Below are 21,860 nucleotides of genomic sequence, written 5' to 3'. Positions count from 1 at the left end.
TGCCTCCTACGCCGTCTTGAACGCCAGCAGCGGTGCGCCGTCGGCCACCTGGTCGCCCACGTTGTACAGGATCTCGTCGATCACGCCGTCGTGCGGCGCGGCGATGGTGTGCTCCATTTTCATCGCTTCCATGATAACCAGGGCGTCGCCTTTTTTCACTTCCTGGCCGCTGGCGGCTAGCACCGCGACCACCTTGCCCGGCATCGGTGCGGTCAGGCGGCCGCCTTCGGCTTCCGCTTCGCCGGCGTGCGCCATCGGGTCGTTGTAGACTAGCGGGTAGTGCGCGCCTTGGGTGAAGACGTGGAAGATGTCGCCGTCGCGCCGCACCGAGCCATGTACCGCCTGCTCGCCCAGCTTGATGCTGTAGTCGTGGCCGTGCTGGGACATCAGGCTGAGGACTTGCGGCTGTTCGCCGCCTGCGCTCAGCAGCCAGTCCTTGGCGCGGTAGGTGACGTGCACGCCGTAGGCTTTCGTCGGCAGCGCGGCGGCGTAGTCGTCGCTGAACGACAGCGCGCGGGCGTAGGTCTGGTTCATGCGCCAGCCCAGCGCCTGGCCCCACGGGTCGGCGGCGTTGGCGGCCGATTGCGCGGCGGCGCGGTCTTTTTCGGATTCGATCAAGGCCACGGCGGCCAGCGCGATGGCGGCATCCGGCGCCGCTTGCGCGGTCGGGAACAGCGTGTCGTGATTGCGTTCGATCAGGCCGGTGTCCAGGTCGGCGGTGGAGAAGGCCTGGCCTTCAACCAGGCGTTTCAGGAAGGCGATGTTGGTCGCGAGGCCGACGATCTGGTACTGCGACAGCGCTTGCGCCATGCGGGCCAAGGCCTGCTTGCGGTCCACGCCCCAGACGATCAATTTGGCGATCATCGGATCGTAGAACGGCGAGATCGCGTCGCCGGCGCGCACGCCGGAATCGATGCGAACGCCGGCCGGCACGCCTGCGCCACCAAGTTCGAACGCCACAGCATCCGGCGTGCCGAGATGGCGCAGCGTGCCGATCGACGGCAGGAAGCCCTTCTCCGGATTCTCGGCGTAGATACGGGCTTCGATGGCGTGGCCGTGGATGGCCAGTTCGTCCTGGCGCTTGGGCAGCGGCTCGCCGGCCGCGACGCGCAGCTGCCATTCAACCAGGTCGGTCCCGGTGATCATCTCGGTGACCGGATGTTCAACCTGCAGGCGGGTGTTCATCTCCATGAAGTAGAACGAGCCGTCCTGGTTGGCGATGAACTCCACCGTGCCGGCGCCGACATAGCCGACTGCCTTGGCGGCGGCGACGGCGGCTTCGCCCATCGCGGCGCGGCGTTCGGCCGGCATGTTCGGCGCCGGCGCTTCCTCCAGCACTTTCTGATGCCGGCGCTGCACCGAGCAATCGCGCTCGAACAGGTAGATGCAATTGCCGAGCGTATCGGCGAACACCTGGATTTCAATATGGCGCGGGCGCTGGAGGTATTTCTCCGCCAGCACCTTGTCGTCGCCGAAGGAACTGATCGCCTCGCGCTTGCACGACGCCAGTGCCTCCTTGAACTGCGCCGTGTTCTCGATCACGCGCATGCCCTTGCCGCCGCCGCCGGCCGAGGCCTTCAGCAGCACCGGGTAGCCGATCTTGTCGGCCTGCGCGTGCAGGAAATCGGCGTCCTGCTGCTCGCCGTGATAGCCGGGCACCAGCGGCACGTCGGCTTTCTCCATCAGCGACTTGGCGGCGGACTTGGAACCCATCGCGCGCATCGCCGATGCGGGAGGGCCGATGAAGACCAGACCCGCTTCGGCGCAGGCGTCGGCGAATTCGGCGTTCTCGGACAGGAAGCCGTAGCCGGGATGGATCGCTTGCGCGCCGGTGGCCTTGGCCACTGCGATGATCTTGTCGCCGCGCAGATAGCTTTCCTTCGCGGCGGCGGGGCCGATCAGCACCGCTTCGTCGCAGACGGCGACGTGTTTGGCGTCGGCGTCCGCTTCGGAGTACACGGCTACGGTCTTGATGCCCATGCGCCGCGCGGTGGCGGCGACACGGCAGGCGATTTCACCACGGTTGGCGATCAGTATTTTTGTAATAAACATCGTCTCTCTCTTTTTTTATTTATACCCCCAAGCCAAACCTGGGGTCCGACCCCGCCTTGCCGGGGTTAGCAGCCGCACTTTTCCTTCGGTGCGGATTCCAGTACCGCGCCGCGCGTGCGCAGGCCCAGTTTCGCCAGCAGCGCGCGGTCGTCCTCGGCTTCCGGGTTCTCGGTGGTCAGCAGCTTGTCGCCGTAGAAGATCGAGTTGGCGCCGGCCAGGAAGCACATCGCCTGCACCGCTTCGCCCATCTGGCGTCGACCGGCCGACAAACGCACGCGCGCCTTCGGCATCGTGATACGCGCGACGGCGATGGTGCGCACGAATTCGAACGGGTCCAGCGGATCAAGCCCGAACAACGGCGTACCCTCCACCTGCACCAGATGGTTGACAGGCACCGACTCCGGATACGGATTCAGATTGGCCAGCTGCGCGATCAGGCCGGCGCGCTGCAGGCGCGTCTCGCCCATGCCGACGATACCGCCGCAGCACACCTTCAGGCCCGCTTCGCGGATGCGGCCCAGCGTGTCCAGGCGGTCCTGGTATTCGCGGGTCGAGATCACGTTGTCGTAGAACTCCGGCGCGGTGTCGAGGTTGTGGTTGTAGTAATCGAGGCCGGCGGCCTTCAGGCGTTCGGCCTGTTTTTCCTCCAGCATGCCCAGCGTGGCGCACGTCTCCAGGCCCAGCGCCTTCACTTCGCGCACCATCTCTTCGACCTTGTCCATGTCGCGGTCCTTCGGGCTGCGCCACGCGGCGCCCATGCAGAAGCGGGTCGCGCCGTTGTCCTTGGCCTGGCGCGCGGCGTCGAGCACGGTGTCGATGTCGAGGATCTTTTTGGCCTCGACGCCGGTGTCGTAGCGCGCCGCCTGCGGGCAGTAGCCGCAGTCTTCCTCGCAGCCGCCGGTCTTGATCGACAACAGCGTCGCCAGCTCCACGTCACCATCAGGGAAGTTCAGGCGGTGGGTCTGCTGGGCGCGGAACATCAGATCGTTGAACGGCAGGTCGAACAGCGCCATCACGTCTTCCAGCGGCCAGGTCGCGGCCGGCGGCAGGGTGATCGCCGCCGTTGGACGGTGCAGGGATACGGTTTTCGGTTCTTGCAGGGTGGTCAGGGACATCGTGATTCCTTCTTCGTTCAAAGTTTGTTCTCAGCCGGCCAGTTGGGCAGCTGCGTAAAATCGATATGGGTGGCGGCTTCTTGTGCAGTGGGTTCGGCCAGGCGCGGCACGCGGCCCAGCAGCGGCGCGTCGATGCGTTGCGACAGCGCGGCGATGTTCTCGTCGGCGAAGGCCATGTCGGCCTGCGTCTCGTTGGCGACCCAGCCGGCCAGCGTCAGGCCGCGCGCTTCGATCGCCTCCACCGTCAGCAGCGCGTGGCTGATGCAGCCCAGGCGCAGGCCGACCACCAGCACCACCGGCAGCGCCAGTTGCTCGGCCAGGTCGGCGGTGTCGAAGTCGTCGTTCAGCGGCACGCGGAAGCCGCCCACGCCTTCGACCACGACCGCATCCGACGCAGCGTTGATCTCGACATAGGCCGCGAGGATAGGCACTGGCGAAATGGTGATGCCTTCCAGCGCGGCGGCGATGTGCGGCGCGGCCGGTTCCTTCAACAGGAAGGGCGTGGTGATCGATTGCGGCAGGTGGACGTTGCCGGCGGCGGCCAGTTGGTCGCAGTCGTCGTTGCGCCATTCGCCGTCGCGCAGTTCGGTGCCTGCGGCCACCGGCTTCATGCCGCAGGCGCGCACGCCCGCCTGCACCAGCGCATGCAGCATCGCCGACGAGACCAGCGTCTTGCCGATTTCGGTATCGGTGCCGGTGACGAAGCAGCAGAAGCGCGGCGGCCAGCCGGCGGCGGCCGGCGCCGGCTGCGTTTTCGGTTCCAGCACGGCCTCGGTGGCGGTTTCGGGCTTGTCCACTGCTATCACGGGATCGTCGAGACTCATCTCAGGTCCTTTCCAAGGCATTGATCGCGGCTATCAATTTCGCGACTTCGATGCTGCTATGACCCGCGGACAGCGTCACCCGCAGGCGTGAGGTGCCCGTCGCCACCGTCGGCGGGCGGATCGCGCCCACCCACATGCCCTGCTCATAGAGGGCGGCGCCGGCGCGCATGGTTTCCGCGTTGTCGCCGATCAGGATGGGCTGGATCGCGGTGGTCGAGGGCAGACGTTGCCAGCGTTTCAAACGCAGGCCATCGTCCAATTGTGCCACCAATGTGCTCAGGTGCGCGCGCCGGTTGCGTCCTTCCTCACCTTCCAGCAGGTCGAGGCTGGTCAGCAGGGCGTGCGCCAGCGCCGGCGGGGCGGCGGTGGTGAAGATGTAGGGGCGGGCTTTCTGGATCAGGGTTTCGATCACCGTTTCATGCGCGGCGACGAAAGCGCCGCTGACGCCGGCGGCCTTGCCCAGCGTGCCCATATAGATCAGATATGGCGAGCGCAGATCGAAGTGCTCCAGCGCGCCGTGGCCGTTGGCGCCCAGCGTGCCGAAGCCGTGGGCGTCGTCGACCACCAGCCAGGCGCCGTGCTGTTCGCACAGGGCCAGCAGTGCCGGCAGCGGCGCCAGGTCGCCGTCCATGCTGAAGACGCTGTCGGTCACCACCAGCTTGGTCGCGGCGTTGCTGGCCTTGAGCAGCGCGGCCAGCGCGTTCAGGTCGGCGTGCGGATAGACGCTGACCTTGGCGCGCGACAGCCGCGCGCCGTCGATCAGCGAGGCGTGGTTCAGCGCTTCGGAGAAGATCTCGGCATCACGGTCGCCGGCGGTGAGGCCGGTGACAACGGCGAGGTTGGCCATGTAGCCGGTGCTGAAGCTGATCGCGCGCGGCGATTCCAGATGGGCGCCGACGAATTGCGCCAGGCGGTCCTCTAGCATGGCGTGGGCGCGCACATGGCCGCTGATCAGGTGCGAGGCGCCGCTGCCGACGCCGTAGATCGCGGCGCCTTCCTGCAACGCGAGCTTGATCTTGCGGTGGTTCGCCAGGCCGAGGTAGTCGTTGCTGCAGAAGGCCAGCACTTCGCGGCCTTCCACCAGCACGCGCGGTCCGCACGGCGAATCGACGGTGCGGCGCTTGCGCAGCAGGCTTTGTTCGTCCAGCGCTTGCAGTTGCCGGTTCAGTTGATTCAGCAGGTCCATCGTCAGCCCGCCATCACTTTGTCGAACACGGCCAGCGTGTTGGCGGCGAGGCCGTCGATTTCCTCGTCGTCGAGGATATACGGCGGCATCATGTAGACGGTGGCGCCGATGGGGCGCATCAGCAGTTCGTGCTCCACCGCCGTGGCGAAGAAGCGGCGCGAGAAATCCGGCGTGGCGTCGATGGCGTCGAAGGCCCAGATCATGCCTCGGTTGCGGAAGTTGCGGACCTGCTGGTGCTGCGCCAGCGGTTGCAGCGCGGCGGTCAGGCGCGCGGCCTTGACGCGGTTGGCGTTGAGGATGTCGTCGTCTTCGAAGATTTGCAAGGTCGCCAGCGCGGCGCGACAGGCCAGCGGGTTGCCGGTGTACGAGTGCGAGTGCAGGAAGCCGCGCGTGACGTCGTTGCTGTAGAAGGCCTGGTAGATCTCGTCGCGCGTCATCACCAGCGACAACGGCAGGTAGCCGCCGCTGATGCCCTTCGACAGGCACAGGAAGTCGGGCCAGATGCCGGCCTGCTCGCAGGCGAAGAAGGTGCCGGTGCGGCCGCAGCCGACGGCGATTTCGTCGAGGATCAGGTGTACCTGATGGCGGTCGCAAAGTTCGCGCACCAGTTTCAGATACAGCGGGTCGTGCATCGCCATGCCGGTGGCGCATTGCACCAGCGGTTCGATGATGATGGCGGCGATTTTATCCGCGCGCTCCGCGAACAGGCGCTCGACGTCGACCGCCGCGCGGCGTGCGACATCGGACGCCGTTTCGCCCTCGGCGGCGTTGCGGGCGTCCGGCGACATCACGGTTTGCGAGGCGCGCAGCAGCGGGCCGTAGGCGTCCTTGAACAGCGCGACGTCGGTGACGGCCAGCGCGCCGATGGTCTCGCCGTGGTAGCTGCCTTTGAGGCAGACGAATTCCTGCTTGTCCGATTTGCCGTTGTTGCGCCAGGAGTGGAAGCTCATTTTCAGCGCGATCTCCACCGCCGAGGCGCCGTCGCTGGCGTAGAAGCTGTGGCCCAACACATGGCCGGTCAGCGCCGACAGTTTTTCCGACAGTTCGATCACCGGTTCGTGCGTGAAGCCGGCGAGCATCGCGTGTTCCAGCGTATCCAACTGGTCTTTCAGGGCGGCGTTGATGCGCGGATTGGCGTGGCCGAACAGGTTCACCCACCAGGAGCTGATCGCATCGAGGTAGCGGCGGCCTTCATGGTCGTACAGCCACGCGCCCTTGCCGCGACTCACGGGAATCAACGGCACGGTTTCGTGGTGCTGCATCTGGGTGCACGGATGCCATACACTGCGCAGGCTGCGCGCTACCCAGTCGCTTTGTTTATTCAATTCCAAAACTGCTCCAAACTTAATTTAACCACGAGGGTTTGCGCTTTTCCAAGAACGAGGCCACGCCTTCGCGGCCCTGCTCCGATGCGCGGATTTGAGCGATGCGCTCGGCCGTAGCTGCCAGCAGCGCATCGTTGACGGTTTGCCCAACCACCTCGCGCACCAGCACCTTGGCCTGGCGCACTGCGTTCGGGCTGTTGTTGACCAACGCCTTGACGATCTCCCCGACCTTGAAATCAAGCGCGTCGGCGGCCACGACATCGTGCGCGAAGCCGATGCGCAGCGCCTCGCGCGCGCCGAAGCGTTCCGCCGTCAGGAAGTAGCGGCGCGACGCGTTCTCGCCCATGGCCTTGATCACATAGGGCGAAATGGTCGCCGGGATCAGTCCCAGCTTCACTTCGCTCAGGCAGAAATTGACCTCGTCGGCCGCGACGATGATGTCGCACGCGGCTACCAGGCCCATGCCGCCGGCGTAGCAATCGCCCTGTACCTTGGCCACGACGGGCTTGGGACACAGGTAGATGGTACGCAGCATCTCCGCCAGTTGCAGAGCGTCGGCATGGTTTTCGGCGTGCGTGTAGCCCGCCATTTTTTTCATCCAGTTCAAATCGGCGCCGGCGCAGAAGGCCGGGCCGTTCGCCGCCAGCACGATCGCGCGCAGGTCGGCGTCGGCGCCTAGTTCGCGGAAGGCCTGCGTGATCTCGGCGATGGTGGTTTCGTTGAAGGCGTTGCGCACGTCCGGACGATTCAGGGTCACGGTCGCGGTCTTGCCTTCGCGGCTGATGGTCAAGGTGGTGAAGCTCATGCTCAATCCTTTGATTTGATGTCAGTCGGCATGCCGACCGATTGCAGGAAGCGCCGCGTCTCCGGCCACCAGACGGCGACGCCGTCCGGGCTGGAGCTCATCGCATGCGCGTCCTTCTTGAACGGGCCATACGCCACCAGCTGCGCCTTGCCGCCCGCCGCCGTGTAGGCCGCATACATGTCGGCCGCCAGCGCGGGGCCGAAGTGGGTGTCGTTGGCGCCGTAGAACCACAGGCTTGGTATGGTGCTGGTCGCTCCATAGGCCTTGAAGGCGTCCACTAGCGCGGCTTGCCAGTCGCAGCTGGAGCGGCTGTTCACGCCGCCCGCGAAGTTGATGATGCCGCGCACGCCGGCGATCTTGTGGCTGCCGGCGGCGATCGCCGTCAGCCCGCCGTGCGACTGGCCGGCGATGATAACGTGGTCCTGATCGGCCCACGGCTGCTTCATCACATACTCCATCGCGAAGAACAGCGAATTGGCTTGCTGCTCGCCGTTGTTCTTCGCATCGCAATGCGAATTGACGTAGGTGCCGCCCGAGCCGGCGAAACCGGCGCGCATCGGGATCACCACCGCATAGCCGCGCTTGACGAACTCGCGGCTGATGACCGGGAAGGTGGCGCGCGGTTGCAGATGCGCGTTGCCGCCGGCTTTGCCGTGGTTCATGAACAGCACCGGGAATGGGCCGTCGCCCGGCGGCTTGTAGATCGTCGTTTGCAGCGTCAGCGCGACGCCGCCGATGTTCGCCGGAACCGCCACCACCTGCTCGCCCAGCCGCGCGGCGGACGCCGGCAGCGCATGCGCGCCGGCGCAGGCGAGCGCACCGCATAGCGCGGCTGCTGCGAGACGGTATCGGTTGGGCGGCATCATCATCGCGCTTACATCCTGAAGACGCCGAATTTGGTGTCTTCGATTTCCGCGTTCAGCGCGGCGGAGAGGCCGAGGCCCAGCACCATGCGCGTATCGGCCGGATCGATGACGCCGTCGTCCCACAGGCGCGCGGTGGCGTAGTAGGGGTGGCCCTGGTGCTCGTACTGATCCTTGATCGGCTGCTTGAACGCGGCTTCCTCGTCGGCCGACCACGCGCCGCCTTTGCCCTCGATGCCGTCGCGCTTGACGGTGGCCAGCACCGACGCCGCCTGGTCGCCGCCCATCACCGAGATGCGCGCGTTGGGCCACATCCACATGAAGCGCGGCGAGAAGGCGCGACCGCACATGCCGTAGTTGCCGGCGCCGAAGCTGCCGCCGATGATGACGGTGAACTTCGGCACGGCGGCCGTCGCCACGGCGGTGACCATCTTGGCGCCGTTGCGGGCGATGCCTTCGTTCTCGTACTTGCGGCCGACCATGAAGCCGGTGATATTTTGCAGGAACACCAGCGGGATCTTGCGCTGCGCGCACAGCTCGATGAAGTGCGCGCCCTTCAGCGCGGACTCGGAGAACAGGATGCCGTTGTTGGCGATGATGCCGACTTTCATGCCGAAGATGTGGGCGAAGCCGCAGATCAGCGTGGTGCCGTAGCGCGCCTTGAACTCATCGAACTCGCTGCCGTCGACGATGCGCGCGATGACCTCACGCACATCGAAGGGCTTGCGGGTATCGACCGGGATCACGCCGTACAGTTCCCCGGTGGGGTATTTCGGTTCGACCGCTTCGCGCAACGCGCCCTGTTGCGGCTTGGTGCGGTTCAGATTGGAGACGATGGTGCGCGCCAGCGACAGCGCGTGCAGATCGTTCTGCGCCAGATGGTCGGCCACGCCGGACAGGCGCGTGTGCACATCGCCTCCGCCCAGGTCTTCGGCGGTGACGACTTCACCGGTGGCGGCTTTCACCAGCGGCGGGCCGCCGAGGAAGATGGTGCCCTGCTCCTTGACGATGATCGACTCGTCGCTCATCGCCGGCACGTAGGCGCCGCCGGCGGTGCAGGAGCCCATCACCACCGCGATCTGCGGAATGCCCTTGGCCGACAGGTTGGCCTGGTTGTAGAAGATGCGGCCGAAGTGGTCGCGGTCGGGGAAGACGTCGTCCTGGTTCGGCAGGTTGGCGCCGCCCGAGTCGACCAGGTAGATGCACGGCAGGTTGTTCTGGTCGGCGATCTCCTGCGCGCGCAGGTGCTTCTTGACGGTCATCGGATAGTAGGTGCCGCCCTTGACGGTGGCGTCGTTACAGACGATCACGCACTCCTGGCCGGCGACGCGGCCGATGCCGGTGATGATGCCGGCGGCCGGCGCGGCGTCGTCGTACATGCCGTAGGCCGCCATCTGCGACAGTTCGAGGAAGGGCGTGCCGGGATCGAGCAGCATCTGCACGCGGTCGCGCGGCAGCAGCTTGCCGCGCGCGACATGCTTGGCCGACGCCGCCTCACCGCCGCCGAGGGCGATCCTGGCGACCTTGTCGCGCAAATCATCGACGACCGCCTGCATGGCGGCGACATTGGCTTTGAAATCCTCGCTGCGGGGATTGAGTTTGCTTTCGATCTGCGGCATTGCTTTTCCTTTTTTTCGCGGTGTCAGTGCCGACATTCGGACATTACGGAACTTTGCGCATGCACGAAAGTTCCGTAATGTCCGAATGTCGGCACTGACACCGAAGTCTCATCATTATTCTGGAAAACTACCGTCAACGTAAAACCAGCGGAGGCCTCCTTCCGCCGGTTCTCGAACAAAGTTGCTGATCTCGTGCAGACGCTGAGCCCGGCCGTTCACCTTGAAGCGGGCGACGAATTCCACGGTATCGGTGGTCGGATCAACATCATTTGCTTTACGTTGACGTAAACGTAAAGCAGATTTTACCTCAAGTCCCAGCCACTGCAATTTTTCCTCGTCGCTCATGATCCGTTCGGTCGGGCGGGTCGAGGTGTGCCACGTCGATAGCAGGTAGAGCTCGTCGCGCAGGCCGTAGGCGGTATAGCGCGAGCGCATCAGGGTTTCGGCGCTCTGCGGGATCGCGGCGCCGTCGATGTACGGGCCGCAGCAGGTGGCGAGCGAGGGGCCGCCGCAGGGGCAGGCGGCGGAAGCGGTGGACTTCTTGGACATGGATCAGGCGGTCTGGCTGGTGGTGCAATCCCGCATTATCCGCCAAATACGCGCAGTCCGCCGGGCTTCGCGTTATGCTATATGTATAAATATTGTTATTCCACACGACACGATACGAACACCGATTTCCGTATCGCTATTACACTAGAGCCGTGAGGAGAATTGAATGAGCCAGACCAGTTTTGAATTCAAGGCGGACGCCAACGACAGTTCGCCGCTGTACATGCAAATTGCCCGTAAATTAAGCGACGATGTACATAACGGCCGCTACCAGGTCGACCAGGCGCTGCCGTCGGAGCGGGCGCTGTCGGAGTTGTTGAATGTTTCGCGCGTCACCGCCCGAAAGGCCATCGACCAGCTGGTGGACCAGGGCCTGGTGGTGCGCCGCCGCGGTTCGGGCAATTACATCGCGCCGCGCATCGAGCAGCCGCTGTCCAACCTCACCAGTTTTTCCGAACAATTGCAGCAGCGCGGCCATATTCCGGGATCGCGCTGGCTCAAGCGCGCCATCGTCACGCCGACGCCGGAGGAGCAGCTGAGCCTGGGCTTGTCGCCGTACTCGAAGGTGGCGCGGCTGGAGCGTTTGCGCCTGGCCGACGATGTGGTGATGGCCTACGAAGTCAGCGTATTGCCGCAGACCGTGCTCAACGATCCCAACGCGGTCGGGAACTCGCTGTATCAGTATCTCGATAGCATCGGCCAATCGCCGGCGCGCGCCTTGCAGCACATCCGCGCCATGAACGCCTCGGCCGAGCTGGCCAAGCAGCTGGGCGTGCCGGAGGGGCAGGCGGTGCTGTACATCACCCGCATCGCCTATCTGGAATCGGGCGAAGCGATGGAGCTGACGCATTCCTACTGCCACAGCGACCATTACGACTTCGTCGCCGAGATGCGCCGCGCGACCTAAAATCCGGGGTCAGAGCTAAAAACTGGACACGAGCTCGGCCGTAGCGGCCGCTACGGCCGAGCTCGTGTCCAGTTTTTAGCTCTGACCCCGGAGTTATAGGACAGCCGGTTTTTCCAGCGGCGCCTGCTTTAACACGTCGGCGATCTGCGTCAGCGCCTGGCGGATTTCGTCGTGGTCGGCGATGCCGCCGATGCACACGCGGATCGCTTGCGGCGGTGGGCCGTCCACCGCGAACGCGTCGCTCGGCACCACGCCGATGCCGGTGGCGCGCAAGTGTGCCGTCAACGCCAGCCGGTCCCATTGCTCCGGTAATTTGATCCATAAATGGAACGCTTCCGGCGCCGACGCGTAACTGTCCGCCGGCAGGATGCGCGCCGCTAGCCGCTGCCGCGCCATCGATTCCTTGCGGATCGCGTTCAGCGCCAGGTCGGCCGTGCCGTCGCGTATCCAGCGCGTCGCCAACGCGGCGGTGATCGGCGCGGCCATTACCGTCGTCGCCCGCACCGCCGCCGCCAGCCGCGCGCTGGATGCGGCGTCCGGCGCTGCAACATATGCCAGCCGCAGTCCGGCGCCCAGGCATTTCGCTAGCCCCGCCACATACCAGGTCACGTCCGGGCCGATGGCGGCGATCGCGGGAGGGCCGCTGCGCGGCAGGAAGCCGTAGGCGTCGTCTTCGATGATCGGCACGCCGTAGTTGCGCGCGACCTGCACCAGCGCTTGCCGCCGCTGCGCCGACATGGTCAGCGTGGTCGGATTCAGCAAGGTCGGGTTGCAGTACAGCGCTTGCGGTGCGTATTGCGCGCAGGCGGCGGCGAAGGCCAGCGCGTCGATGCCTTCGCCGTCCATCGGTAGCCCCACCAGCTTCAGATTCAGCAGGCCGGCCAGCGCGCGCAGGCCGGGATAGGTCAGCGATTCGCAGCACACCACCGAGCCTGGCGGGGCGATGGTGCTGAGGATGGCCAGCAGCGCCGCTTGAGCGCCCGGCACCACCAGCAGCCGTTCCGGCTCCACGTCCAGTCCGCGCCGCCGCAGCCACAGCGCGCCCGCTTCGCGGTCCAGCGCCGAGCCGCCGAAGTCCTGGTAGCGCAGCAGCGCCGCCATGTCGCCGCCGATGGCGCCCAGGCCGGAGCGCATCAACTCCAGCAGCTCCGGCGACGACGGCTCCGGCGGCATGTTCATCGACAGGTCCACATTCGGCCGCCCCGCCACCGCGCGCGGGATCGCCAGCGAGCGGCGGCCGCAGACGAAGGTGCCGCGTCCGACCGTGGAATCGACCAGGCCGCGCTTCTGCGCTTCGGTGTAGGCGCGCGCCACTGTGGTGAAGTCGATGCCCAGCGCGTCGGCCAGCGCGCGCTGCGCCGGCAGGCGCTGCTCGGCCACCAACCGGCCGATGGCGATGTCGGCGGCGATCGCGTCGGCGATCAGCTTGTAGACGGGGCCTTGTCCCTTCTTCAGTTTCGGGATCCATCCATTTGCGGTCTTGGGCACGTTTTGATCCAGTCAATGTGGTGATGACTGAAAATTGTATGCATATTCCATGCCCATGCCGGCTCACTGGGCGACGCACGCAAATCACGCGCCGCTGCGCACCAGCCGGGAGCGCCGCCCGCCCGCTTTTGATGCGCCTTGATTCCATAGGGAAAAAGCGCGCAGCTGTCATTGACTGCATGACTTGAATGGACCGCATTTTTCACGCGAAAAATCCGGCCGCCGCGCGCCGAGTGAAATGCAGCGCAAATCCCTCGATTGACTGTATTTCGCTCCCGTCATGTCACCCGCAAAAGCACATTGCATGGCATGCCGCATGCATTCAATCCGGGGATCGTGGCAATGCCCGATACCCACATCAACCAACCTTGAAGAGACACCACCATGCCAGCCATCGACCACAAACCGCACGCCAAAGGCGATTATTTTGTTGATTACGAAGAGAAGGTGTTCGAGGACGTCAAAGCGCTGCCGGGCGAGAAAGCGCTGGTCACTTTCCACACCGTGGCCTTCGAAGGCTCGATCGGTTTCGTCAACCTGCTGCAAGCCACCCGCCTGCAACGCAAGGGCTACGAGACCACCGTGCTGCTGTACGGTCCGGGCGTGACCCTGGGCCTGCAGCGCGGCTTCCCGACCCTCGGCGACGAGGCCTTCCCTGGCCATCTGAACCAGAACAACCAGCTGGTGAAGTTCATGGCCGAAGGCGGCAAGGTCTACGCCTGCCGCTTCGCGCTGCAGGCCTTGTATGGCCACGGCGAGCCGTCGCTGATCGAAGGCATCCGTGCCATCGCGCCGCAGGACGTGCTGGACCTGAAGCTGCTTCACCTGCGCGCCAACGCGGTGATCATCGATACCTGGACGCTTTAAGCGAAGCGGGGCGGATATGACGACGACCAAAAAGATAGTGCGCGCGGCGGCGGTGCAGATCGCGCCGGATCTCGATAGCGCCGACGGTACGCTGGCGAAGGTGTTGCAGGCGATCGCCGACGCGGCCGCGCAAGGCGCGGAGCTGGTGGTGTTCCCTGAAACCTTTGTGCCCTACTACCCCTACTTTTCGTTCGTGCGTCCGCCCTTCCTCGCCGGCGCCGAACACCTGCTGCTGTACGAGCGCGCGGTGATCGTGCCTGGTCCCGTCACCGATGCCGTTTCGGCCGCCGCGCGCAGCCACGGCGTGGTGGTGGTGCTGGGCGTGAACGAGCGCGATCACGGCAGCTTGTACAACACGCAGCTGGTGTTCGATGCCAACGGCGAGCTGGTTCTCAAGCGCCGCAAGATTACGCCGACCTATCACGAGCGCATGATCTGGGGCCAGGGCGACGCCAGCGGCCTGAAAGTGGTGGACACCGCCGTCGGCCGCCTCGGTGCGCTGGCGTGCTGGGAGCATTACAACCCGTTGGCGCGCTATGCGCTGATGGCGCAGCACGAGGAAATCCATTGCGCGCAATTCCCCGGCTCGATGGTGGGCCAGATCTTCGCCGACCAGATGGAGGTGACCATCCGCCATCATGCGCTGGAATCGGCCTGCTTCGTGGTCAACGCCACCGGCTGGCTGACCGACAGCCAGATCGCGTCGATCACGCCGGATCCCGCCGTGCAGAAGGCCTTGCGCGGCGGCTGCTGCACCACCATTGTTTCGCCGGAGGGCGTGCTGCTGGCCGAGCCGCTGCGCAGCGGCGAGGGCATCGTCATCGCCGACCTGGACATGGCGCTGGTCACGAAGCGCAAACGGATGATGGATTCGGTCGGCCATTACGCGCGCCCGGAATTGCTTAGCCTCGTCATCGACGATCGCGTCACCGCGCCGGTGCGTTCGCTGCATGCGGCCGCCCCGGCCAACGACGCCGTCGTTCTCACCCCGACATTGAAGGAGCAGCCAGCATGAGCACCATCAGCATTCTGAACCAGCAGCTGATCACCGAACTGCAATCGATGGGCATGCGCCTCGGCGATCCCGGCGACGGCGCGCCGAGCCGGCGCGGCGGCGCCGGCCCTTCCGACCACAAGGCGGTGACCGTCGATGGCACCACGGTGATGATCCCGGTGCACACCGGCAGCGCCTTCAACTCGCCGTACATCGCGGCGCCAGCGGGGCCGGACGGCCGCAGCGCGATCCTGCGCGACGGCCTTAAGGTCGGCGTCATCTCCTTCCCGCGCCAGCCGCGCTTCTACAAGCTGCAGACGCTGGACGGCGTGCCGTATTCGCAGATCGCCACGCTGCATGGCAAAGACGTGCTGGCGACCACGGTGCTGCAAAGCTGCATCCGCTACGAGAGCCGGCGCAAGTCGTGCCAGTTCTGCGCCATCGGACAGTCGCTGGCGGCCGGCCGCACCATCCTGCGCAAGACGCCAGAGCAGTTGGCCGAGGTGGCGCGCGCCGCCGTGCTGCTGGACGGCGTCAAGCACATGGTCATGACGACCGGCACCCCCAACGCCACCGATCGCGGCGCGGCGATTCTGTGCGAGAGCGCGTTCGCGGTGAAGTCGGCGGTGGATCTGCCGATCCAGGGCCAGTGCGAACCGCCGGACGACGATGCATGGTTCACCCGCATGCGCGACGCGGGCATCGATTCGCTGGGCATGCATCTGGAGGCGGTCACGCCCGAGGTGCGGGCGCGCATCATGCCGGGCAAGGCCAGCGTGCCGTTGAGCCGCTACTTCGATGCCTTCGAACGCGCGGTCGAGGTGTTCGGGCGCGGCCAGGTCAGCACCTACATCATCGCCGGCCTTGGCGATACGCAGGAGGCCATCCTGCGCTGCTGCGAGCAGTTGATCGCCATCGGCGTGTATCCGTTCGTGGTGCCGTTCGTGCCGATCGCGGGCACGCCGCTGGAGGATCATCCGGCGCCCTCGCCGCTGGCGATGCGCGAGCTGTTGGCGCCGCTGGGCGAGATGCTCGGCGCGGGCGGCATGTATTCGGGTGAGATCAAGGCCGGTTGCGGCCGTTGCGGCGCGTGCTCGTCGTTGTCGACGTTTGAAAGGAAGCCATCATGAGCGTCATGGAGGCACCGGTGCGGCCGAAGCTGACGGTGCGCATCAAGCAGGCGGTCAGCCAGGCCGAGCGCGATGCGACGCGCTCGTTGCGCCGTACCGTGTTCTGCGAGGAGCAGGGCTTGTTCAACGGCGATGATATCGATCCGACCGATGCGTTGGCGCTGTCGTTGGCCGCCATCGTCGGCGCGGAGGGCGGGCCGGGCGAGGTGGTCGGGACGGTGCGCATCCATCAGGCGGAGAGCCGTATCTGGTGGGGTTCGCGGCTGGCGGTGGCGCGGCCGTTTCGGCGCCAGGCGGATATCGGCACCGGCTTGATCAAGCTGGCGGTCGGCATGGCGCATGCGCGCGGTTGTCGTACCTTCCTGGCCTACGTACAAGCGCAGAATGTGGTGATGTTCGAGCAGTTGCACTGGCTGGCGTTGTATGAGATCGAGGTGCACGGCCGGCCACATTATTTGATGCGCGCCGACCTGTCGTACTACCCGCCGATTATCGACGGCGAGACCGGCTTCCTCAGCACGCGGGAGGATGCATGAACGCCGAGCTGGCAAAGCTGGTCACGTTGTTGCGCGACTCGTCCGGCATCGCGCACAAGCGTGACATCGCGCACGTGGTCGGCGCGCTCGGCGCGGACAATGCCGCGAACGGCGCGAAAGCGAACGCCGCAGGCGCCGCGACTGCCCTGAACGTCGCGCGCGGCGGCGCCTGGGCCACGCCGGTCGGCGACGATTGCGCGGCCATCCCCGACGGCGACGGCTATCTGCTGCTGGCCATTGAGGGCTTCGTCAACGAATTCGTCGCGAAGGAGCCGTGGTTCGCCGGCTATTGCGGGGTGATGGTCAACGTCAGCGACATCTATGCGATGGGCGGCCGTCCGCTGGCCATTGTCGATGCGCTGTGGAGTCGTGGCGGCGACGCGGCACAGCCGCTGCTGGACGGCCTGGCGGCGGCATCGGCGGTGTACCAGGTGCCGATCGTCGGCGGCCATAGCAACCGACGCAGCGACCGCGAACAGCTGTCGGTGGCGATCACCGGCCGCGCCAACAAGTTGCTGACCAGCTTTGACGCCAAGCCCGGCGAAAACCTGGTGGTGGCCTGCGACCTGCGCGGCCGCTACATGGACCCCTACGATTACTGGAACGCCAGCCTGGACGCGCCGCCCGAGCGCCTGCGCGCCGATCTGGAACTGCTGCCGTCCATCGCCGAAGACGGCTTGTGCGCCGCCGCCAAGGACATCAGCATGGCCGGCGTGGTCGGCACCGCGCTGATGCTGCTCGAATGCTCCGGCATCGGCGCCGAGATCGACCTGGCCGCGATCCCGTGCGCGCCCGGCGTCGCGCTGGAGCGCTGGCTGACCACCTTCCCCAGCTACGGCTTCATCCTCAGCGTGGCCGACGCCGATCTGGATGCGGTGATGGCGCGCTTCAAAGAACGCGAGCTGGCCTGCGCCGTCATCGGCCGCACCGACGCCGGCCGCCGCGTGCATCTGCGCCACGGCGCAGACCAGGGCCGTGCGCTGCTGTGGGACTTCGCGGAAGAAGCATTGATCGGCTGCGCGCCGACATCAAAGGAGGTCCACCATGCCTGAAGTTCGCTTCACCGTGCAATGGCCGGACGACAGCATCAGCAGCTGCTATTCGCCGTCGACCGTGGTGCACGATTTCCTGCGCGCCGGCGAACGTTATCCGCTGGCCGATTTCATGACCCGCAGCCGCGCCGCGCTCAATCTCGCCAGCGACCGTGTGCGCCTCAAATACGGCTACGCCTGTTCCTCGGCGATGGACCAACTGAACCAGCTGGAGGCGCGCGCGCTGACCTTCCAGTCGCATCCCGATGCTATCGTGACGGTCGTCGCGCTGCGCCCCTGAACCCAACATCCACCGGAGATCCACCATGCCACGCGAACCGCAAAACAACCACTACGACGTCCTGATCATCGGCGGCGGCCAGGCCGGCCTGTCGATCAGCTATCTGCTCAAGCAGCAGGGCCTGTCGCACCTGATCCTGGAAAAGAACCTGCTCGGCCACGCTTGGCGCAGCGAGCGTTGGGACAGCTTCTGCCTGGTCACGCCGAACTGGCAATGCACGCTACCGGGCTACCCATACCAGGGCGACGATCCGGAAGGCTTCATGGTCAAGGACGACATCGTCGCTTATATCGACGGCTACATCGCCTCGTTCGGCCCGCCCGCGCTGGAGGGCGTGGCCGTCACCGGTGTGACGCGCGATGCGGACGGCGGCTACCAGATCGCCAGCAGCGCCGGCGTGTTCCATGCGGGGCAGGTGGTGATCGCGGTGGGCGGCTACCACACGCCGATCCTGCCTTCGGACGCGGCGCAGCTGCCGGCCGGCGTGTTGCAACTGCATTCGTCCGACTATCTGAATCCGGCGCAGCTGCCGCCGGGCGAGGTGCTGGTGGTGGGCACCGGCCAATCGGGCTGCCAGATCGCCGAGGACCTGCATCTGGCCGGACGCCGCGTGCACCTGTGCGTCGGCGACGCGCCGCGCGTGGCGCGCCGTTATCGCGGCAAGGATGTGGTCAAGTGGCTCGACGAGATGGCGTATTACGATCTGCCGGTGGACAAGCATCCGCTGGGCGCGGGCGTGCGCGACAAGACCAACCACTACGTGACGGGCCGCGACGGCGGCCGCGATATCGACCTGCGCAAGTTCGCGCTGGAGGGCATGCAACTGTACGGCCGCTACGAGGGCCTGCGCGACGGCGTGGCGCATTTCGGCGCCGACCTGCGCGCCAATCTCGATGGCGCCGACGCGGTCTACCGCAAGATCAACGACAGCATCGACCGCCACATCGAGACCCATGGCATCGACGCGCCGCCGCAGGCGCCGTACACGCCCTTATGGCAGCCGGCGGCCGATGCGCCGGCCACGCTCGATATGGGCGACGGCAAGATCGCGGCGGTGGTATGGTGCATCGGTTTCCGCACCGACTTCAGCTGGGTCGATGCGCCAATTTTCGACCAGCGCGGCTATCCGCACCACGATCGGGGCATCACCGCACAGCCGGGCCTGTATTTCCTGGGCTTGCCGTGGCAATATACCTGGGGCTCGGGGCGTTTCTCCGGCATCGCCCGCGACGCGGCCCATCTGGCCGAGCGCATCGCGCAGGTGGCTGCGGTCAATGAAAGGAAGTATGGAGTCAGCGCAACATCGTAGTCCTTGGGCCTGGGTGCCCAGTATTTCCTTCAGTCAAGCCGTGCCGTATGTCGCGGTGATGATGTTGTCGACGGTGATGTACAAGAACCTCGGCATTTCCAACGCCGACCTGGCGTTTTATACGGCGTGGCTGTACCTGCCGTGGGTGATCAAGCCGCTGTGGTCGCCCATCGTCGAGCTGATCGGCACCAAGCGGCGCTGGATCGTGTTGCTGCAATTGCTGACCGGGGCCTCGCTGGCGGCGGTCGCGTTCACGCTACACCTGCCGCAATTCTTCGCCATGAGCCTGGCCGTGCTGTGGCTGATGGCGTTCAGCTCGGCCACGCACGATATCGCTTCCGACGGCTACTACATGCTGGGCCTGCCGACGCAACGCCAGCAGGCCGCCTTCGTCGGCGTGCGCAGCGCCTTCTATAAATTGGCGATGATCGCGGGTCAAGGCGGGTTGGTGTATCTGGCCGGCCAGCTGATCGTCTCCAGCGGCGATCCGGCCTGGGCCTGGTCGATGGTATTCGCGCTGATGTCGGCGTTGTTCCTGCTGCTGTGCGGGTATCACCAGTTCGTGCTGCCGCGTCCGGATTCGGACCGGCGCGTCGCCCATGGCGCGCCCTGGGACGATTTCATCGCCACCTTCCGCAGCTTCTTCCAGAAACCAGGCATCAAGGCTACGCTCGGCTTTTTGCTGCTGTACCGCCTCGGCGAGGCGCAGCTGCTGAAGATGGCGGCGCCGTTCCTGCTCGATCCGCGCGCGAAGGGCGGGCTCGGCCTGACCACCTCGGAATTCGGCCTGGTCTACGGCACCATCGGCGTGTGCGCGCTGGTGCTGGGCGGGCTGGCCGGCGGCGTGGCGATTTCGCGCTTCGGCCTGAAGCGCGCGCTGTGGCCGATGGTGTTCGTCATGCACGTGCCGGATCTGGTGTTCGTCTACCTGGCCAGCGCGCTGCCGACCAGCACCGTGCTGATCTCGGCCTGCCTGGCGGTCGAGCAGTTCGGCTACGGTTTCGGCTTCGCCGCCTTCATGCTATACATGATCCTGGTCGCCGACGGCGAGCACAAGACCGCGCATTATGCCATCTGCACCGGTTTCATGGCCCTCGGCATGATGTTGCCGGGCATGGTCAGCGGCTGGATCCAGCAGCAATTGGGTTATCAATATTTCTTCATCTGGGCCTGTATTTCGACCTTGCCCGCGTTTGTGATGGCCGGTCTGGTACGCATCCCGGACGCGTTCGGCAAGGAATAGCCGGCGGCCGCATTACAATACGGTGCTTAACTGAATCGGGGAATGGTTTTGGTGTTTAATTCGAAGAAGCGGCTGACCTTGACGGCCGGTGTGGCGGCAGGCTTCGCCGCGCTGCTTGAAGGGTGCTCCAGCACGCCGGCGCCCGCGCCCGCGCCGAGCGACGGCGCATCGCCGCGTCCACCCGCGCCGGGCGGCGCGCCGTCGCCGACGCCGATGCCGGCCCCGGCGCCCTACGATCCGAATATGCCGCCGCCGGCGCCGCGCGAATTCCGCGCCGCCTGGGTCTCGACCGTCGCCAATATCGACTGGCCGAGCCGCAGCAACCTCAGCGTCGCCAAGCAGCAGGCCGAAGCACTGGCCATCCTCGACCGCTCCAAATCGCTGAACCTGAACGCCATCGTGCTGCAGGTGCGGCCGAGCGCCGATGCGATCTATCCGTCCGAGCTGGAGCCGTGGTCGGAGTTCCTCACCGGCCAGCAGGGCCGCGCGCCGTCGCCGGCCTGGGATCCGCTGCAGTTCTGGATCGAGCAGGCGCATGCGCGCGGGCTCGAGTTGCACGCCTGGTTCAATCCCTACCGTGCGCGCCACGCCACCGCCAAGTCGCCGCTGGCGCGCAACAATATCGGCAGCACCAATCCGGACGTGGTCAAGCCCTACGGCCGCTACCTGTGGATGGATCCGGGCGAGGCCGCCGCGTCGCAGCACACGCTGGCGGTGATCCTGGACGTGGTGCGCCGCTACGACATCGACGGCGTGCACATCGACGATTATTTCTATCCCTATCCGATCGACACGCCGAACGCGGCCGGGCCGGAAGGGGTGGCGCTGGACGGCGGCGTCGGCGCGCGGCAGGAGCTGGAGTTCCCGGACCAGGCGTCGTGGCAGCGCTATCTGCTGGGCGGCGGCACGCTGGACCGGCCGAACTGGCGGCGCCAGAACGTCAACGCGCTGATCGAAGCGATGTATCTCGGCATCCGCAAGGAAAAGAGCCATGTGCGGGTCGGCATCAGCCCGTTCGGCATCGGCCGCCCGGACCGGCGCCCGGCCGGCATCGTCGGCTTCAGCCAGTACGACAAGCTGTACGCGGATGCCGAGCTGTGGCTGGCCAACGGCTGGCTCGACTATCTGGCGCCGCAGCTGTACTGGCCGGTGGCGCAGGCGCCGCAGGCGTTCGACGTGCTGCTCGACTACTGGCTGGCGCAGAACACGCGCGCGCGCCACGTCTGGCCGGGGCTGTACACCAGCCGCATCGACAACACCATCAAGACCTTCGCGCCGGAGGAGATCGTCAAGCAGATCGGCGTCACGCGCAGCCGCGCCGGGGTGCGCGGGCACCTGCATTTCAGCATCGCCGCGCTGATGGAAAACCGCAAGGGCATCACCGACCAGCTGCGCGCGCAGACCTACCAGACGGCGGCGCTGGCGCCGGCCAGTCCGTGGCTGGGGGCGGAGGCGCCTTCGGCGCCGGGCGCGGCGGCGCGGCGCGAGAGCAACGGCGTGTCGCTGAAGCTGGCGGCCGGCGCCGGCAAGCCGGTGGCGCACTATGCGATCTGGTCGCGCTACGGCGCCGAGTGGCGCTTCGCGCTGGCGCCGGCGTCGCGGCCGGTGCTGCTGCTGGCCGACGACGCGGCCGGTGTCGCGGCGCAGCTGGTGGTGGTCAGCGCGGTCGACCGGCTGGGCAATGAGAGCGAACGGATCAACGTCTACCGGAGCTGA

At 66.2% G+C, this 21,860-nt stretch carries 20 protein-coding genes; 10 read left to right on the top strand and 10 right to left on the bottom strand.

All coding sequences use genetic code 11. The features are described 5' to 3' along the window. Window positions 1-6: 6 nt before the first annotated feature. The 9 genes from GW587_RS03310 to GW587_RS03270 form a co-directional block, all read right to left on the bottom strand. Window positions 7-2,052, bottom strand: a complete 2,046-nt coding sequence (locus GW587_RS03310) for an acetyl/propionyl/methylcrotonyl-CoA carboxylase subunit alpha (RefSeq protein ID WP_166098451.1) — start codon at window positions 2,050-2,052, stop codon at window positions 7-9. Window positions 2,053-2,117: 65 nt separating this feature from the next. Beyond that, entirely contained in the window at window positions 2,118-3,167 is a 1,050-nt protein-coding gene (gene bioB / locus GW587_RS03305; protein WP_166098449.1) for a biotin synthase BioB, read from the bottom strand. A gap of 17 nt (window positions 3,168-3,184) precedes the next feature. Then, window positions 3,185-3,991, bottom strand: coding sequence for a dethiobiotin synthase (bioD, locus tag GW587_RS03300; RefSeq protein WP_166098447.1), 807 nt, complete (start codon window positions 3,989-3,991; stop codon window positions 3,185-3,187). A gap of 1 nt (window position 3,992) precedes the next feature. Beyond that, window positions 3,993-5,177: an 8-amino-7-oxononanoate synthase gene (gene bioF / locus GW587_RS03295; protein WP_166098445.1), complete on the bottom strand. Its 1,185-nt coding sequence runs from the start codon at window positions 5,175-5,177 to the stop codon at window positions 3,993-3,995. A 2-nt stretch (window positions 5,178-5,179) separates the two neighbouring features. After that, on the bottom strand, window positions 5,180-6,508 hold the full coding sequence (bioA, locus tag GW587_RS03290; RefSeq protein WP_166098442.1) for an adenosylmethionine--8-amino-7-oxononanoate transaminase: 1,329 nt from the start codon (window positions 6,506-6,508) through the stop codon (window positions 5,180-5,182). A gap of 13 nt (window positions 6,509-6,521) precedes the next feature. Next, window positions 6,522-7,307, bottom strand: a complete 786-nt coding sequence (locus GW587_RS03285; RefSeq protein WP_166098439.1) for an enoyl-CoA hydratase/isomerase family protein — start codon at window positions 7,305-7,307, stop codon at window positions 6,522-6,524. A gap of 2 nt (window positions 7,308-7,309) precedes the next feature. After that, window positions 7,310-8,176, bottom strand: coding sequence for a dienelactone hydrolase family protein (locus tag GW587_RS03280; RefSeq protein WP_229259264.1), 867 nt, complete (start codon window positions 8,174-8,176; stop codon window positions 7,310-7,312). Window positions 8,177-8,181: 5 nt separating this feature from the next. After that, window positions 8,182-9,789 (bottom strand): carboxyl transferase domain-containing protein, encoded by a 1,608-nt coding sequence (locus tag GW587_RS03275; protein ID WP_166098437.1) that lies wholly within the window; start codon window positions 9,787-9,789, stop codon window positions 8,182-8,184. A 114-nt stretch (window positions 9,790-9,903) separates the two neighbouring features. Continuing rightward, on the bottom strand, window positions 9,904-10,338 hold the full coding sequence (locus GW587_RS03270) for a YchJ family protein (protein ID WP_166098434.1): 435 nt from the start codon (window positions 10,336-10,338) through the stop codon (window positions 9,904-9,906). Between the two features lie 166 nt (window positions 10,339-10,504). On the opposite strand from GW587_RS03270, the gene GW587_RS03265 reads away from it, so the two are divergent. Continuing rightward, window positions 10,505-11,245 carry a GntR family transcriptional regulator gene (locus GW587_RS03265; protein WP_166098432.1) on the top strand — a complete coding sequence of 247 codons (741 nt, stop codon included), beginning with the start codon at window positions 10,505-10,507 and terminating at the stop codon, window positions 11,243-11,245. 93 nt (window positions 11,246-11,338) lie between these two features. Here the strand turns inward: GW587_RS03265 and GW587_RS03260 are convergent, their stop codons facing one another. Beyond that, window positions 11,339-12,733: an aminotransferase-like domain-containing protein gene (locus GW587_RS03260; protein ID WP_166098430.1), complete on the bottom strand. Its 1,395-nt coding sequence runs from the start codon at window positions 12,731-12,733 to the stop codon at window positions 11,339-11,341. Window positions 12,734-13,117: 384 nt separating this feature from the next. Here GW587_RS03260 and GW587_RS03255 point away from each other — a divergent pair, with 384 nt between their 5' ends. The 9 genes from GW587_RS03255 to GW587_RS03215 are packed head-to-tail and all read left to right on the top strand — an operon-like array spanning window position 13,118 to window position 21,860. Beyond that, window positions 13,118-13,600, top strand: a complete 483-nt coding sequence (locus GW587_RS03255; RefSeq protein WP_154355721.1) for an MSMEG_0572/Sll0783 family nitrogen starvation response protein — start codon at window positions 13,118-13,120, stop codon at window positions 13,598-13,600. A gap of 16 nt (window positions 13,601-13,616) precedes the next feature. Then, window positions 13,617-14,615, top strand: coding sequence for a Nit6803 family nitrilase (locus tag GW587_RS03250; protein ID WP_166098427.1), 999 nt, complete (start codon window positions 13,617-13,619; stop codon window positions 14,613-14,615). Continuing rightward, window positions 14,612-15,724, top strand: coding sequence for an MSMEG_0568 family radical SAM protein (locus GW587_RS03245; RefSeq protein ID WP_207393315.1), 1,113 nt, complete (start codon window positions 14,612-14,614; stop codon window positions 15,722-15,724). The genes GW587_RS03250 and GW587_RS03245 overlap by 4 nt, the downstream gene beginning before the upstream one ends. Then, a complete protein-coding gene (locus GW587_RS03240) occupies window positions 15,721-16,260 on the top strand; it encodes an MSMEG_0567/Sll0786 family nitrogen starvation N-acetyltransferase (protein WP_207393314.1) in 540 nt (179 codons plus the stop codon). Before GW587_RS03245 ends, GW587_RS03240 begins: the two co-directional genes overlap by 4 nt. Next, window positions 16,257-17,312, top strand: coding sequence for a sll0787 family AIR synthase-like protein (locus GW587_RS03235; RefSeq protein ID WP_166098425.1), 1,056 nt, complete (start codon window positions 16,257-16,259; stop codon window positions 17,310-17,312). Before GW587_RS03240 ends, GW587_RS03235 begins: the two co-directional genes overlap by 4 nt. Beyond that, window positions 17,305-17,592 carry an MSMEG_0570 family nitrogen starvation response protein gene (locus GW587_RS03230; RefSeq protein ID WP_166098422.1) on the top strand — a complete coding sequence of 96 codons (288 nt, stop codon included), beginning with the start codon at window positions 17,305-17,307 and terminating at the stop codon, window positions 17,590-17,592. Before GW587_RS03235 ends, GW587_RS03230 begins: the two co-directional genes overlap by 8 nt. A 25-nt stretch (window positions 17,593-17,617) precedes the next feature. After that, window positions 17,618-18,901: an MSMEG_0569 family flavin-dependent oxidoreductase gene (locus GW587_RS03225; protein ID WP_166098419.1), complete on the top strand. Its 1,284-nt coding sequence runs from the start codon at window positions 17,618-17,620 to the stop codon at window positions 18,899-18,901. Beyond that, the gene (locus tag GW587_RS03220) at window positions 18,879-20,144 is read left to right on the top strand and encodes an MFS transporter (RefSeq protein WP_166098417.1); all 1,266 of its coding nucleotides are present in this window, start codon (window positions 18,879-18,881) and stop codon (window positions 20,142-20,144) included. The genes GW587_RS03225 and GW587_RS03220 overlap by 23 nt, the downstream gene beginning before the upstream one ends. A 42-nt stretch (window positions 20,145-20,186) precedes the next feature. Continuing rightward, the gene (locus GW587_RS03215) at window positions 20,187-21,860 is read left to right on the top strand and encodes a family 10 glycosylhydrolase (protein ID WP_166098415.1); all 1,674 of its coding nucleotides are present in this window, start codon (window positions 20,187-20,189) and stop codon (window positions 21,858-21,860) included.

This window comes from Duganella aceris, from assembly GCF_011090165.1.
Taxonomy (GTDB): Bacteria; Pseudomonadota; Gammaproteobacteria; order Burkholderiales; family Burkholderiaceae_D; genus Rugamonas; species Rugamonas aceris.
The sequence above is the reverse complement of the archived record's forward strand: the minus strand, read 5'-3'. Positions and strand labels throughout refer to the sequence as shown.

Excerpts from the sequence above, each read along its gene's own strand:
- GW587_RS03230 (WP_166098422.1), top strand. The coding sequence starts at position 17,305 with ATGCCTGAAGTTCGCTTCACCGTGCAATGGCCGGACGACAGCATCAGC.
- GW587_RS03220 (WP_166098417.1), top strand. The coding sequence starts at position 18,879 with ATGGAGTCAGCGCAACATCGTAGTCCTTGGGCCTGGGTGCCCAGTATT.
- GW587_RS03255 (WP_154355721.1), top strand. The coding sequence starts at position 13,118 with ATGCCAGCCATCGACCACAAACCGCACGCCAAAGGCGATTATTTTGTT.
- GW587_RS03240 (WP_207393314.1), top strand. The coding sequence starts at position 15,721 with ATGAGCGTCATGGAGGCACCGGTGCGGCCGAAGCTGACGGTGCGCATC.
- bioD (WP_166098447.1), bottom strand. The coding sequence starts at position 3,991 with ATGAGTCTCGACGATCCCGTGATAGCAGTGGACAAGCCCGAAACCGCC.
- GW587_RS03265 (WP_166098432.1), top strand. The coding sequence starts at position 10,505 with ATGAGCCAGACCAGTTTTGAATTCAAGGCGGACGCCAACGACAGTTCG.
- bioB (WP_166098449.1), bottom strand. The coding sequence starts at position 3,167 with ATGTCCCTGACCACCCTGCAAGAACCGAAAACCGTATCCCTGCACCGT.
- GW587_RS03310 (WP_166098451.1), bottom strand. The coding sequence starts at position 2,052 with ATGTTTATTACAAAAATACTGATCGCCAACCGTGGTGAAATCGCCTGC.
- GW587_RS03285 (WP_166098439.1), bottom strand. The coding sequence starts at position 7,307 with ATGAGCTTCACCACCTTGACCATCAGCCGCGAAGGCAAGACCGCGACC.
- GW587_RS03250 (WP_166098427.1), top strand. The coding sequence starts at position 13,617 with ATGACGACGACCAAAAAGATAGTGCGCGCGGCGGCGGTGCAGATCGCG.
- GW587_RS03225 (WP_166098419.1), top strand. The coding sequence starts at position 17,618 with ATGCCACGCGAACCGCAAAACAACCACTACGACGTCCTGATCATCGGC.
- GW587_RS03235 (WP_166098425.1), top strand. The coding sequence starts at position 16,257 with ATGAACGCCGAGCTGGCAAAGCTGGTCACGTTGTTGCGCGACTCGTCC.
- GW587_RS03275 (WP_166098437.1), bottom strand. The coding sequence starts at position 9,789 with ATGCCGCAGATCGAAAGCAAACTCAATCCCCGCAGCGAGGATTTCAAA.
- GW587_RS03245 (WP_207393315.1), top strand. The coding sequence starts at position 14,612 with ATGAGCACCATCAGCATTCTGAACCAGCAGCTGATCACCGAACTGCAA.
- GW587_RS03280 (WP_229259264.1), bottom strand. The coding sequence starts at position 8,176 with ATGATGATGCCGCCCAACCGATACCGTCTCGCAGCAGCCGCGCTATGC.
- GW587_RS03270 (WP_166098434.1), bottom strand. The coding sequence starts at position 10,338 with ATGTCCAAGAAGTCCACCGCTTCCGCCGCCTGCCCCTGCGGCGGCCCC.
- GW587_RS03215 (WP_166098415.1), top strand. The coding sequence starts at position 20,187 with ATGGTTTTGGTGTTTAATTCGAAGAAGCGGCTGACCTTGACGGCCGGT.
- bioF (WP_166098445.1), bottom strand. The coding sequence starts at position 5,177 with ATGGACCTGCTGAATCAACTGAACCGGCAACTGCAAGCGCTGGACGAA.